The organism is Kribbella sp. NPDC055071 (assembly GCF_053608045.1).
Window position 1 is genome coordinate 16,749 of the sequence record NZ_JBSGUS010000025.1, and the last position, 12,648, is coordinate 29,396.

Sequence of the window (12,648 nt, forward strand, 5' to 3'; positions counted from 1 at the left end):
TTAATCTCCCGCAGTGGACTACGACAGCTCGCTCAAACTCCCTCGCATCACCGCACTCGCGCTTTCCCGCGACGGATCCCGGTTGGTCGCGACGATCTCGCAGTACGACGAGGAGTCCGACAAGCAGGTCTCGTCGCTCTGGGAGCTCGATCAGACGGGTGCCGGTCAGCCGCACCGCCTGACGCACTCGGCGGAGGGGGAGAGCCAGCCCGTCTTTCACGACGACGGTTCGCTGTACTTCGTCTCCAGCCGGACGAACGACGGTAAGGCCGCGCTCTGGCGGCTGCCGGCGGTCGGTGAGGCCGAGAAGGTACTCACGAGGCCCGGCGGCATCGACGCCGTACGGACCGGTGGCGGGACCGTCGTGGTCCGTACCCCGGTGATGCCGGGCGCCGACGACGCCGAAGCGGACAAGAAGCTCCGGGAAGACCGCAAGTCCAGCGGCATCCTGCACACCACCTCGCCGGTGACCCATTGGGACCGTGAGCTCGGCCCCGACGAGTTGCGGCTGCAGGTCGTCGACGGCGTCGACCTCACCCCGGATCCCGGGCACGCACTCGTCGAGACCGACTGCGCGGTCGCGCCGGACGGCGGCACGGTGATCACCGGATGGACTGCCCCTGACGCTGGCTGGGCGCAGATCCAGGTGGTCGCGATCGACACGACCACTGGGGAACGCTGGGTGCTCGCGGACGATCCTGCCGCGGCCTTCCACGCCATGACCGTCTCGCACAACGGCCAGTACGTCGCTGCCAGGCGTGCTCAAGTCCCGCAGCCGGATGTACCCCCGTCCCAGTCACTGGTCCTGATCGATCTGACCACCGGGGAACTGCGCGACCTGGTGAACGCTGCCGACGCGTGGCCGACCTATCAGCCCGCACTCCAGTTCACCGAGGACGACAGCGCACTGTTCTTCGTCGCCAACGATCACGGCGAGCAGCCGATCATGCGCGTCGACCTCCAGACCGGTGAGCTGACCCGCATCACCCGGGACGGCAGCTATGCCGAACTGCAAGTGGGTACCGATGCGATCTACGCCCTCCGGCACAGCGTCGATTCGCCACACAGCCCGGTCCGAGTCGACCTCACCACCGGCGAGGTCGTCCACCTGATGCCACCGACCACTGTCGGGAAGGTGGAGCGAGTGGTCGTCACCGTTGAAGACGGCGTCACGGTCGAGGGCTGGCTGTTGCTACCCGACTCCACTGAGCCGGCACCGCTAGTCATCAACATCCACGGCGGTCCGCACATGGCCGCGGGCACCTGGAACTGGCGCTGGAACTCCTGTCTCTTCCTCGACGCCGGGTACGCCGTTCTGCAGCCGGACTACTCGTTGTCCGTCGGGTACGGGACCGCCTTCATCCAGCGCGGCTGGGAGGGCTGGGGCGCGACGGCGTACGACGACCTGATGGCAATCACCGATGCGGTGGTGCTGCGTCCGGACATCGACGCAGACCGGACCGCGGCGATCGGCGGCTCGTTCGGTGGCTACATGGTCAACTGGATCGCCGGTCACACCGACCGCTTCCGCTGCCTGGTCAGCCACGCCGGCATCTGGTCGTTCGAGAGCCAGAACATGGCCTCGGACTCCCCTGGGTACTTCGGACGCCAGTTCGGCTATCCGGAGGAGCGGCCGGAGCGGTACGCCGACCGCTCACCCAGCCGCTACCTCGCGAACATCACCACACCCACCCTGGTCATCCACGGCCGCAAAGACGAACGCGTCCCGTTCGGACAGAGCATCCACCTCTTCAACGACCTGCAGCGTCAGGGCGTCGAGTCGTCGTACCTGTCCTTCCCCGACGAGGGTCACCAGGTCTTCAAACCAGCCAACTCCCGCCTGTGGCACACCACTGTCCGCGACTGGCTGGCGAAGTACCTCTGATCAGGCCTGGCCGTTCTGCTCCTCCGGGGTTGCTTTGCGGACTACCAGGCGGGTCCAAGCGCCGACGTAGATGCGGTCGTCGGGATCCAACTCCTGGCGTTGGCCCGGGATGATCGGGTCCTCCGGGAGGGGGCCGGCGGCTGGGGCCACGTAGGTGCCGTTGGAGGACTGGAGGTCCTCGACCCACCAGCGCTGGCCATCCGTGGTGAGCTGGGCCTGGCGGCGGCTGACGCCGGTGTCGTCGCCGCAGTCGATCTCGGGGGAGATGGCCCGGGTCCGGGACGGGCGGCCGATCAGGACGCTCGTCTCGGTCAACGGGATGACCGCCGGGAGGCCCGGCGAGGGGCACGGGTCGTCGGACTGCTGTACGGCGTACCAGTCCGGGTCGACCCAGCGTTCTACGACCCACTCGGCGGTCTTCGCAGGCGCCGGCGGCACCGGGGGGACCGACGTCCCGGGGAGGTCGAGCAGGGACGCCGCCCGGGGCATCGTGCCGGTGGTGAAGTCGTAGCCGCAGTTCTCGCAGAACAGGGCGTCCGTCGGCGAGGGTGCCGAGCAGTTCGGGCAGGTCTGCGTGGCCGGACCAGGTGCCGCGACGGCCGGTGCTGGGACCGACGTTGCCGCCGGAGTGGCGGCGGCGCCGATCGGCAGGCCGCAGACGTCGCAGTAGTCGGTCGAGACGGACGGGTGCCCGCTCGGACAGTTCACGGTCATTTCTTCACCCGGGTGGTCTTGGTGGAGGCCGTGTCGAGGGCCATCTCGTCGGCCTTCTCGACCGTCCGCTTCAGCCGCACGGTACCCGCTTCCTGGTTGTCGATGTCGACGACCTTGCGCAGGCGGGTGGTGGCTTCTTCGTTGCCGGTCTGGGCAGCGAGCTGGACCGCACGGCCGAGCTTGGTGGTCGCGGTGGCGGTGTCACCGGCGGCCTTCGCGGCCAGGCCGTCCTGGATCGCCTCGGCCAGCTCGGTCTGTCCGGTGTAGTGCGCGACCTCCGGGCTGATCCGCGTGGTCAGCGCGTCGTCGGCGGACCACAGCGCCTTGACCAGACCCTGTGCGACCACGTCCGAGCCGATCCCCAGCTGGACCCGAGCGGCGAGCTGCTCCTGGCCGATGCCCTTCGCGGCCAGTCGGATCGCCACGTGGTAATCACGGGACTCGTCGCCCCACGAACCGGTCGGATACGAGCCCGTCAACGGATTGATCGCCGTACGACGAGAAGTCAGGTCCTCGACCGTGGGAGCGACCTGGCGGACGAACAGCACCTCGGCACCCTGCGGCGCCCAGACCCGCAGATCGGCCTCGGCCACACCGCGGCTCATCGCGTTCCGGATCAGCTTGGAGAACTCGGCGGCCAGCTGGTCCGGCGCCGGGATGATTCCGACCGTCCCCAGCAGCGCCTGCGCGATCCGGCGTACCTCGTCGACCTGCCAGGCCACGCCGACACCGCGGGTGTCGCACTGGAACTGGCCGGTGACGGCCCGGATGGTCTCGGTCAGCACCTCGGGCGTCTCGTGCTGGTTCTCGCCGTCGGTGAGCAGGATCGCGTGCTTCTGGATCAGCGACGGTACGGTCGCGAACACCCGTGAGGCGAGCCGCAGCCAGGTGCCCATCGCGGTCCCGCCGTCGGCGTAGAAGCGGGCGACCGCGTCCTTGGCCGCCTGCCGGGTGAACTGGTCCATCTTCACCATCACCGGCTCCGGCGACGGCGGGAACGCCAGCTGCGCCCGGTCGTTGCCGGAGATCACCGCGAACCAGACCCCGTCGAGGATCTGGTCGAGCGCGGTCTGCGCCGCGTACGCGGCGGCCTGGACGCCTTCGCGACCCATCGAGCCGGAGGTGTCGACGATGATGATCTCACCGGCGTCACCGCTGCCGGACTGGCCGGCCGCGCCGGCGCCCTTGCAGTTGATCGTGACGATCGCGTGGACGTCGGTTCCGCCGTCCGGCAGGAACTCGTTCTGGTACACGGTGGCGGTGAACTCGGCCATCTTCGGGTTCCTCCCTCAAATCCGCGCAAGCGCGACGGTGATGTTGTCCTGACCGCCCTGGGCGTTGGCCCAGTCGACCAGGGCGGACGCGGTGGCCAGTGGCTCGCCACCGCAACCCGCAGCGGTCTGACGGACGAGGTCGGCCAACGGTGCCGCCTCGGAGCAGTAGTTCCAGAGGCCGTCGGAGCAGACCAGGACCCAGCCCGGTCCGGCGACCCGGAGTGTCGTCGTACGAGGTGTGTGGTCCGGTGCGTCCTTGCCGAGCCAGCGGGTGATCGCGTGCGCGTGCGGTCCGGACTCGGCCTCCGCACGCGAGATACCGGTCGCGATCAGCTCGGCGGCCCACGAGTCGTCCACAGTCAGCGCCACCGCCTCGGCCGCGTCCGGGAACCAGTACGCGCGGCTGTCCCCGACGGTCCCGGCCACAAGCAGACCGTCCTCCAGAACCGCCGCCACGAACGTGCACGACGCCGGATTGGGGCTGTCAGGACTCGTGTTCGCCAGTACGGCGTCATTGGCCGCATCCGCTGATGCGTTCAGCCGGGCCACGATCGCGCTGGCCCGAGACGTCTCAGTGCCCATGCCCAGAGCGTGCCCAGCGGTCAGTACGTCGCGAGCCGCGCGGGCAGCCGCGAGTGAGGCGACATCTGAGTCGAGGGACGAGCTGACACCGTCGCAGACGACCAGCAACGCCCGACTGCCCGGCTCAAGGTCCGCGGCGATCGCCAGTGCGTCCTCGTTGCGACTGTGCCGGATCCCGCGGTCACACACCCCGGCCACCCACGGACTGGGCTGTTCGCTGAAGTGATCGCGGACCTTGGCGGCCTTGGTGCCACAGGTCTCGCAGTAGCCTTCCGCACCGATCACGCCGCCGCAGGACTGGCAGGGACCGGCCACTGGGGCGCCGGTGTCGATCTCGACCGTCGGCTCGGTGTCGGTGTCCAGGGCGGGCGTGCTGGGAGAGCTGGTGCCGGGGTTCAGCTCGGCGCCACACGCCTCACAGAACCGGTCGGCCTCCGACACCGGCCCGCCGCAGTTGGGGCAGACCGTTTGGGTCGTACTCGTCATCGCAACGTCCATCCTCGAACCTCGTTGGCCAGGTCGACCAGGGCGATCCGTTCCGACCGGTTTTCGGTCTGGCCGGCCAGCTGCCGGTAGGTGGCCTCGAGCCCGTCCCTGAGGGCGGGCTCGGTGGCCTCCCGGCCGTCGATCCGCAGTCCTTCCTGCGGACCGGACTGCTGCACCTCGGCCAGGGCGGTCCGGAACACGTTCGCGGCCAGGTTGGCCCGGTCGACCGGGTCGATGGTCAGCGTGTTGATGCTGTCCATCGCCTGGGCGAGCGCGGGAAGGCCACGCCCCGATCCTGCCAGCAGTCCGGCTCGCTGGCGACGCGCCGTCACGTACGAGCCGCTGGTGCGCGGTACGAGGTCCAGCGCGGCGAGGGCTCCGTCGAGGTCCTTCCGCTTGGTTCGAATGGCCGTCAGCCCGAAGGCCGAGGGCGCGATGTAGTTGGCGTCCGTGCGCGCACAGGTCTGGTAGAGGCCCTCGGCAACGTCGTACTCGCCGCTGAGCTGACAGGCGATCGCCAGCGCGAGTTTCGGCGCCAGCTCGCCTGGGACCTGGCCGTAGACCGCGTTGAAGGCGGACTGGGCCGCCGCTGCGTCACCTCGGGCCAGAGCGACCAGACCGGCCATCCAGACCGCCCGCCACTCCCACGGGTCGTCGGCCAGCAGGTCCGCGACCGCAGTGTCGACCATGTCGTAGCGTTCCGGGCCGGCCTCGAGCGCGGCCTCCGCGATCTCGAGCAGGATCTGTGGTGTCGACTCGGGCGCGTCGACCAGCAACTCGAGCCGCTTGGCGGCGTCCGGCACGCTGACGGTCTTCAGCCAGCCGGCCATCTTGTCGCTGTCGTCGGAGATCAGCGACGGCAGTTGCTGCCAGGGTGCGGCTGAGTCGCCGAGGCTCATCGACTTGTCGCCCGGCGAACCGAACAGCAGCGACGAGGCGGAGTGCTGCGCCGCCTTGACACCCTGCTTGTCCGCGACGATCTCCCGCAGTACGCCGAGCAACTGCACCCGGAGCTCGTCCGCGGACTGGAAGCGGTCCGCCGGGTCCTTCGCACAGGCCTTGAGCAGCAGGCGGTAGACCGAGTCGTACTGCTGGAACAGCGGGACCTCGCTCACCGGCGGCAGCGTGTCGACGTACCGGCCCTGGTACCCGCGGAACTCCATCGCCAGCACGCACAGCGTCCGGCCGAGCGTGTAGATGTCGGAGGCGACCGACGGGCCGACCTCGGCCACCTCGGGGGCCTGGAAGCCGACGGTGCCGTAGATCGCCGAGTCCGGGTCGTCAATCTTGCGGACAGCGCCGAGGTCGATCAGCTTGACCGCGTCACCGACCTGGATGATGTTGTCCGGCTTGAAGTCGCAGTACACCAGCTTGAGGTCGTGCAGGTACGAGAAGGCCGGCAGGATCTCCAGCATGTACGCGATCGCCTGGTCGATCGGCAGCGCGTCGTACTGGCCGTGGTTGGCGGTCATCCGTTGCTTGAGCAACGTCTTCAGCGACGTGCCGCCGACGTACTCCATCACGATGTAGCCGGCGCCGTCGTGGGTGACGAAGTTGTAGATCTCCACGATCAGCGGGTGCTCGACCCGGGCCAGGAACTGCTGCTCCGCGATCGCGGCGGCGACGGCGTCCGGGTCCTCGGAGTTCAGCAGGCCCTTCAGGACGACCCAGCGGTCGGACACGTTCTTGTCCTGGGCCATGTAGATCCAGCCGAACCCACCGTGGGCGAGGCAGCCGCGGACGACGTACTGACCGCCGACCACGTCGCCCGCCTTGAGCTTCGGCGAGAACGAGAAGCGGTTGCGGCAATGCGGGCAGAAGCCCTCGGTCCGGCCGGGCTTGCCGTCGCGGGACCGGCCGACCGGGTTGCCGCAGTTCGGGCAGTTCCGGCGGTCCTCCGGGACCTGCGGGTCGGTCAGGATCGCCTTGCTCGCGTCGATCGGCGGGATCGTCGGTACATGCGTCAGCCCGGCGCCGAGCCGCGCTCCGCGCAACCGGGTCGACGCCGTGCCGAGCTTGCGGGTCAGCTTCGACCCGGCCTGGGCGGCCCGGACCGAACCCAGTGGCGTCGAGGCGAGCCGGTTCGACGCGCGCGAGACGGTCGACGGCGTGCTGATCGGGTCCAGTGGCGTGTGCTCCGGAGCGGCGACGTCAGGGGCGCCGGCGACCGCCGACGGACTGACCGCGCCGGCCGGTGCGGGCGAGCCGCAGACGTCGCAGTACCCGTCGATGATCGTGCCCGTGCAGCCGGGCTGCGTGCAGGCGGTGGTCGTGCTCATTGGGTCCCTCCCGTGCTCTCCAGGTAGGCCTGGTACGCCGTGACGAGTGCGCCGAGCCTGATCAGGTCGACCGGCTCGGCCGCGATCACCGCGTGCCCACGCCGGGACAACTCCGCGAGATCTTCGTTGCCGTGGGCAACACTGTCCGCCTTGACCTGGTATGCGTCCAGGCGGGCGGCGAGCTCGTCGCGTCGTTCGAGTGCCGCGCCGTACGCCGATTGTGCCTGCCCCAACGCCCGTCGTACGGCGTCCAGCCGGGCAAGGTACTTCTCCAGCTCGGCCGGGGTGTTCGGCACCGGGCCGAGCGCGGTCACATCCGGTACGGCGAGGCGCGGGGCCGGCTTCACCGCGGCGACCGCCTTGCCGGCGAGCGCCCGTACTGCCGTGCCCTGGGCCTCGAGCTCACCGCGGAGCGTGCGCGCCCGGGCGACGTCGGCTGAGCGTTCCTTGCGGGTCGCGGCCCCGACGATCAGGTCGCGTTCGGTCCGCGCGGCGTCGATCTCGAGCGGGCCGATCAGCCCGCCGATGTCCGCACCGCGTTTGTTGCGGTCGGCAAGGTCTGTCACCCGGCGATCGAGATCGTGGTGCTCGGCGAGCGCGACGTTCCGGACGTTCACGGGCTCCAGCTTGACCAGGTCGCTGATCCGCTCGACGCCCGCCCGGAGTTGGCGCAGGCGCGCGGCCAGGTCGGCGTCACCGGGCTCCAGCGCGAGCTTGGCCCGCAGGCTGGACGCCAGTGCATCCGACAGTTTGCATGCCTCCGGCAACGAAACCGCCAGCGATCCGCCCGCGCCGCCGGTGTCCAGACCGCCCCAGATCAAGGTGGAGATCCGTTCGGTCTCCTTGACCCCGACCCGGCCGGAATCCCACGTCACCAGGATCAGTTCGTACCGATCCGACACGGCCTTCCACACGGCCATGCTGAGGACGACGTCCGCACTCAGCGCATCCGCGTCCGGCGCGTGCAGCGCCGCCTGGTCCAGCTCGTCGAGCTCGGCCTTGCGCCGGTCCCGCCAGGTCCCGAGCGCATCGAGGAACGAGAGCAGCTCCGTCGCCGGAATACTGCTCCCGATCCGCCCCGGCGGTGCCGGCGCGCTGACGGTCGGCGTTCGAACGGTCATTGCGTCCGGCCGTAGATCGCTGTCGGCGGCGCGGGCGCCGGGCCGAGCGCGGGCGCCAGCCACTTGTCGTACGAGACCTTCCACGCACCGCTGGCCTTCATCTGTGCGAGGGCGAGGTTCACGAACTTGACGAAGTCCTTGTTCTTCAGCGAGATGCCCAAACCGTACGGTTCCTGGCTGAAGGTCTCGTTTGGGATCACCCGTGCATAGGGGTCCTGGGCGGCGTCACCGGCCAGCACGGTGTCGTCCCCACTGATCCCTTGCGCCTTGCCTTGCTGGAAGAGCACCAGGCAGCCGGTGTCGGTGTCGGCGGTGATCGGAATGACCTTGTCGTTCTTCTTCTTGAGGTTGTCCAGGCTGGTCGATCCGGCCGGCGCGCAGATGGTCTGGCCGTCCAGGTCGCCGACGCTCTTGGCCTTCGAATCACGCTGTACGAGCGTCTTCTGGCCGGAGCGGTAGTACTCGGCGGAGAAGGCGATCTTGCTCCACCGGTCGCAGTTGATGGTCATGTTCCGCGCGACGATGTCGACCGGGTTCTTCGAGTCCAGCGACGGGATCCGCTGTGGGCTGGAGATCACCCGCAGCTCGACCTTGTGCGGCTGGCCCGGCGCGGGCGCGCCGAAGATCGCGTCGGCGACCATGTTGATCATGTCGATGTCGAAGCCCTCGATCACCCCGGTCAAGGGGTTCCGGGAGCCCAGGTTCAGGCTGTCGGCCGAGACACCGGCGACGAGTCGTCCATTCGCCTTGATCTTGGCCATGTAGGAGCCCGCCGGCATCTCCTTGGCGCCGGGGGCGGGGGTCGAGGCGTCCGGTGCGTACGACGCCAACGGTCCCTGACCGTCCGTGCACGGCTTCGGTGCGGGGGGAGCCGTCGTGGTCGTCGGGCCGGCTCCCGGCTCGACCGGGAGCTTTGTCTCCGCGTAGTTGCCGGAGCTGCAGGCGGTGAGCAGGACAGCGGCGGCGACTACGGCCGGGATGAGCTTCTTCATCGGTACTCCTCCAGTCGCTGCGCCATGCCCCATGCGACGAGCAAGGCCGCGAGGATTCCGATCGGCAGCCCGAGCCACCCGAACAAGCGAATTCCGCGGCGCGCCTCGGAGAGGTTGTCGGTCACGTCGCCGCTGGTCTGCGCCAATTGGTCGGCCGAGCCCTTGTCGAACGCGGTGAACGTCTCGACCGAGTTGTCGGTGAACTTCGCCGTACCGACCGCCATGGCCACGGCGTCGTCCCACTTGCCGCCGGTGTCGGCCGTGCGGATGGCAGTGTGCACGTCCTTGTAGGCCTTCCACAGCCCGTCCAGGCCGTCCGTCGTACCGGAGGCCTTGCGGAGCGAGTCGTCTACTGTGGCGGCCGACTCGTTGTAGGCCGCGTCGAACGCGTCACCCGAACCCCGGGCGATGAGGGTGAGGCTCTCGTTCGAGCGGGCGTCGTACGCCGCGATCCGGGCCGTCGACAACGCCAGCGTCTTCGCGTAGGCGTTGGACCGGGTGTCGGACGCGCTACTGGATGCTGTGGACAGTGAGGCCAGACCGACGATTGTGGTCAGCAGGATCAGCACTCCGCCGGCCGCGATCGGGATGTTGAGGTAGCGATGCGTACGCCGGGCCAGCCAGCGCAAGGTGATGAAGAGAACGACCAGCGCGAGCAGACCGAGGATCACAACCCAGTAGATGCCGTAGCCGATGCCGTCGAACTCTGTATCGGTCCGCTTCTCGTTCGCATCCACCAACGCCTTCACCAGTGGGAGCGAGTCGTTCTGCAGTACGGCGTTCGCGTCCTTGAGGTACTGCGAGCCGATCGGGAGCCCCTGGCGGTTGTTGGCGCGCGCCTGCTCGATCAGACCCTGGTAGGTGATCAGGGTGGTGTTCAGCTGACCCAAGGCGTTCTGGTCCGCGGGCTGCGCGGTGGCCGCCTCGGCGATCGCCTTGGCGGCCGCAGCCATCGAGTCGACGAAGTGCTGTCGTTGCGCGGGCGGCTCGAGGCCTCCGACCAGGAAGGCGTTGGTCGCGTCGGCGTTCGCGCTGACCAGGTTGGTGTGGATCGCCTGGATGCGGACCAGTTGGGCTGCGTTGGCCTCCGCGCGTTCGAGAGCGCCGTTCGACTGGCTGTATCCCTGGGCCGCGGCGAGGCCGAACACGATGCTGACCACCGCGCCCAGGATGAGGAACGCACGCATCCGGCCCGGGGTGCCTGCGAACCAGGCGCTGATGGCGTTGCGCCTGCTGGTCTGCGTAGGGCCGGACGGCTGCACGGTCTGTGGGGCCGGTGGCGACCAGGTCGCGGGCGGCGCACTCTGGGTTTGGGTCACGCCTCATCTCCTTGCTCGGACTGGTCTGCTGCCCCAGCGCCAGTTGCAGCGTCAGTTGCAGGGTCAATTGCAGCGTCGGGCTCGTCCGTCAGGTCCGCTGGAAGGATCTGACGCAGTTGGTCGGTCGTCGGTGCCGTCACGTCGCGGAGCCGCCAGGCCTGCCGGCCGATCGCGGCCTCCAGCACGTTGCGCGCGAACCGGCCGTTACCGAACGAACGGTCCCGCGGCGTCGCGGTCAGGATCTCCCGGAACTTCTCCAGCGCTTCGGGCACCAGCTCGTAGTCGGCGGCCTCGGAGAGCCCGCCGAGGATGTCGATGAGCTCGTCGTTGCTGTAGTCGTCGAACTCGATCGTGGTCCGGAACCGGCTCGCCAGCCCCGGGTTCGCTTCGATGAACGTCGCCATCGGCTCGGGGTATCCGGCCACGATCACGACCAGGTCGTCGCGCCGGTCCTCCATCTCCTTGACCAGGGTGTCGACCGCTTCCCGCCCGTACTGGTCGGCGCCAGTGTCACCGGACGTCAGGCTGTACGCCTCGTCGATGAACAGCACTCCACCGACCGCGGATGCGACCACGTCGGCGGTCTTCGTCGCTGTCTGGCCGAGGTACCCGGCGACCAGCTCGGACCGGTCGACCTCGATCAGCTGGCCCTTCGACAGCAGGCCGAGCGCTTTGTAGATCCCACTGACCAGCCGCGCCACTGTGGTCTTTCCGGTCCCTGGATTGCCCACAAAGACCAGATGCCTGGTGATGGTCGGACTCTTCAGACCAGCCTCGGTCCGCAGCTTCTCCACCCGCAGTACGGCGACCTGGCGGTGCACTTCCCGTTTCACTCGGGCCAGGCCGGTCAGGTCGTCCAGCTCCGCCAGGAGCTCCTCGACAGTCTTCGCCGGCTGTACCGCCGCCTCCTCGGCTGCCGCTTCCGCGGCTACCGTCTGCGCGGTGACTGCCGGAACCCCGGCCGGTCGGGTGGCGTCAGCCGGCGGAGTCATCAGACCAGCGCCTACCTGCAACGTGCGTGCGCCCGCGGCCTGCAGCTGCGCAGCAGCCGCCACGGATGCGTTTCCGACGACCCGCATGGTCGGCTCACCCAGCGTGCAGGCTGCGGATGCGATCTCGGCCAGCGCTTCGGCGTACGCCGCCTTCTCCGGCGAGGACTGCGCTACCAGCTCGGACAGCACGGCAGTCGGTGCACCACGCCAACGACGACCACGTACTGCGGCGTCGAAGAAGTCCTGTGTCGTCGCACCCTCGACTGCCTTGCCCCAATCGGCCGGTGCGCCCGGCGCGGACTCGGCCAGGGCGGCGGCCAGCGACAGCCCCTCTGCCCGGGCCTTGTCCTCCCCGACCCCGGCCCGAGCAGCCACTGCCTGCAGCTGTGATAGTGCCGCGGGTAGTCCCCCCTCGCCGCTCATGCCCCTCCTCGTCCAGGTGGTGGTTGTAACGGCCCGCTCGAGCCGGTGTCCGGTGGCGGCGTCGACGCAGTCGGACCGAGTGCCAGGCCGCCACCCGTCGAGCCGGTGCCGAACTTCTCCTGCAGGAACCGCCCGTGCGCGATCAGCGCCGCCGCGTCGGCGCGGTTCACTGCGTCGAACACTTTGTCCATCGTTGCGGCCAAAAGGTCCAACTGGTCGATCAGGATCATCAATGACGTCTTGCCGCGGTCGACCGGCCGCGTGTCGGCCCACTGCCGTGGCAGCCGCAGATACCCACCGATCGCCTCGGGCAGGTAGTCCGTCGCCGTCGCCATCACGGAGTACGCCTGCGCGCTCCCACCGAGGTTGCCGAGCCGCGGGATCGTCTCCCGAACGACGCGAACCACCCGGCCGACCCGGGACGCGACCACCGCCGGTACGGCGCCGTCCGCGACCAACTGCTCGACGCGGACGAGGGCTGCCAGCAGGTCGTCGTTCGTCGGGGCGCGGGGAGTCGGGGCAGGCTCGGGCTCCTCCTTGCGGCCAGTGAGCCGCGCGATGAAGTCACCGAACGCCATGCA

10 protein-coding genes are annotated in these 12,648 nt (G+C 69.2%); 1 reads left to right on the top strand and 9 read right to left on the bottom strand.

Going from position 1 to position 12,648, the window contains the following annotated elements; genetic code table 11:
* Nucleotides 1-13: 13 nt before the first annotated feature.
* A complete protein-coding gene (locus ACWF4Z_RS32160; protein ID WP_452246943.1) occupies nucleotides 14-1,885 on the top strand; it encodes a S9 family peptidase in 1,872 nt (623 codons plus the stop codon).
* Here ACWF4Z_RS32160 and ACWF4Z_RS32165 read toward each other — a convergent pair whose 3' ends face one another.
* Genes ACWF4Z_RS32165 through ACWF4Z_RS32205 form a run of 9 tightly spaced genes read right to left on the bottom strand, consistent with a single transcriptional unit; the run spans nucleotide 1,886 to nucleotide 12,645 of the window.
* The gene (locus ACWF4Z_RS32165; RefSeq protein ID WP_452246944.1) at nucleotides 1,886-2,599 is read right to left on the bottom strand and encodes an FHA domain-containing protein; all 714 of its coding nucleotides are present in this window, start codon (nucleotides 2,597-2,599) and stop codon (nucleotides 1,886-1,888) included.
* The gene (locus ACWF4Z_RS32170) at nucleotides 2,596-3,873 is read right to left on the bottom strand and encodes a VWA domain-containing protein (RefSeq protein WP_452246945.1); all 1,278 of its coding nucleotides are present in this window, start codon (nucleotides 3,871-3,873) and stop codon (nucleotides 2,596-2,598) included. Before ACWF4Z_RS32170 ends, ACWF4Z_RS32165 begins: the two co-directional genes overlap by 4 nt.
* A gap of 15 nt (nucleotides 3,874-3,888) precedes the next feature.
* The gene (locus ACWF4Z_RS32175; protein WP_452246946.1) at nucleotides 3,889-4,953 is read right to left on the bottom strand and encodes a protein phosphatase 2C domain-containing protein; all 1,065 of its coding nucleotides are present in this window, start codon (nucleotides 4,951-4,953) and stop codon (nucleotides 3,889-3,891) included.
* Nucleotides 4,938-7,220 (bottom strand): tetratricopeptide repeat protein, encoded by a 2,283-nt coding sequence (locus ACWF4Z_RS32180; RefSeq protein WP_452246947.1) that lies wholly within the window; start codon nucleotides 7,218-7,220, stop codon nucleotides 4,938-4,940. The genes ACWF4Z_RS32175 and ACWF4Z_RS32180 overlap by 16 nt, the downstream gene beginning before the upstream one ends.
* Nucleotides 7,217-8,341 (bottom strand): hypothetical protein, encoded by a 1,125-nt coding sequence (locus tag ACWF4Z_RS32185; protein ID WP_452246948.1) that lies wholly within the window; start codon nucleotides 8,339-8,341, stop codon nucleotides 7,217-7,219. Before ACWF4Z_RS32185 ends, ACWF4Z_RS32180 begins: the two co-directional genes overlap by 4 nt.
* Nucleotides 8,338-9,333, bottom strand: a complete 996-nt coding sequence (locus tag ACWF4Z_RS32190) for a glutamate ABC transporter substrate-binding protein (RefSeq protein ID WP_452246949.1) — start codon at nucleotides 9,331-9,333, stop codon at nucleotides 8,338-8,340. Before ACWF4Z_RS32190 ends, ACWF4Z_RS32185 begins: the two co-directional genes overlap by 4 nt.
* Nucleotides 9,330-10,652 carry a hypothetical protein gene (locus ACWF4Z_RS32195; RefSeq protein ID WP_452246950.1) on the bottom strand — a complete coding sequence of 441 codons (1,323 nt, stop codon included), beginning with the start codon at nucleotides 10,650-10,652 and terminating at the stop codon, nucleotides 9,330-9,332. Before ACWF4Z_RS32195 ends, ACWF4Z_RS32190 begins: the two co-directional genes overlap by 4 nt.
* Nucleotides 10,649-12,067: an AAA family ATPase gene (locus ACWF4Z_RS32200; RefSeq protein WP_452246951.1), complete on the bottom strand. Its 1,419-nt coding sequence runs from the start codon at nucleotides 12,065-12,067 to the stop codon at nucleotides 10,649-10,651. Before ACWF4Z_RS32200 ends, ACWF4Z_RS32195 begins: the two co-directional genes overlap by 4 nt.
* The gene (locus tag ACWF4Z_RS32205; RefSeq protein ID WP_452246952.1) at nucleotides 12,064-12,645 is read right to left on the bottom strand and encodes a hypothetical protein; all 582 of its coding nucleotides are present in this window, start codon (nucleotides 12,643-12,645) and stop codon (nucleotides 12,064-12,066) included. The genes ACWF4Z_RS32200 and ACWF4Z_RS32205 overlap by 4 nt, the downstream gene beginning before the upstream one ends.
* Between the last annotated feature and the right edge of the window lie 3 nt (nucleotides 12,646-12,648).

Coding starts and splice junctions, on each gene's coding strand:
- ACWF4Z_RS32190 (WP_452246949.1), bottom strand. CDS start 9,333: ATGAAGAAGCTCATCCCGGCCGTAGTCGCCGCCGCTGTCCTGCTCACC.
- ACWF4Z_RS32200 (WP_452246951.1), bottom strand. CDS start 12,067: ATGAGCGGCGAGGGGGGACTACCCGCGGCACTATCACAGCTGCAGGCA.
- ACWF4Z_RS32170 (WP_452246945.1), bottom strand. CDS start 3,873: ATGGCCGAGTTCACCGCCACCGTGTACCAGAACGAGTTCCTGCCGGAC.
- ACWF4Z_RS32175 (WP_452246946.1), bottom strand. CDS start 4,953: ATGGACGTTGCGATGACGAGTACGACCCAAACGGTCTGCCCCAACTGC.
- ACWF4Z_RS32165 (WP_452246944.1), bottom strand. CDS start 2,599: ATGACCGTGAACTGTCCGAGCGGGCACCCGTCCGTCTCGACCGACTAC.
- ACWF4Z_RS32185 (WP_452246948.1), bottom strand. CDS start 8,341: ATGACCGTTCGAACGCCGACCGTCAGCGCGCCGGCACCGCCGGGGCGG.
- ACWF4Z_RS32205 (WP_452246952.1), bottom strand. CDS start 12,645: ATGGCGTTCGGTGACTTCATCGCGCGGCTCACTGGCCGCAAGGAGGAG.
- ACWF4Z_RS32180 (WP_452246947.1), bottom strand. CDS start 7,220: ATGAGCACGACCACCGCCTGCACGCAGCCCGGCTGCACGGGCACGATC.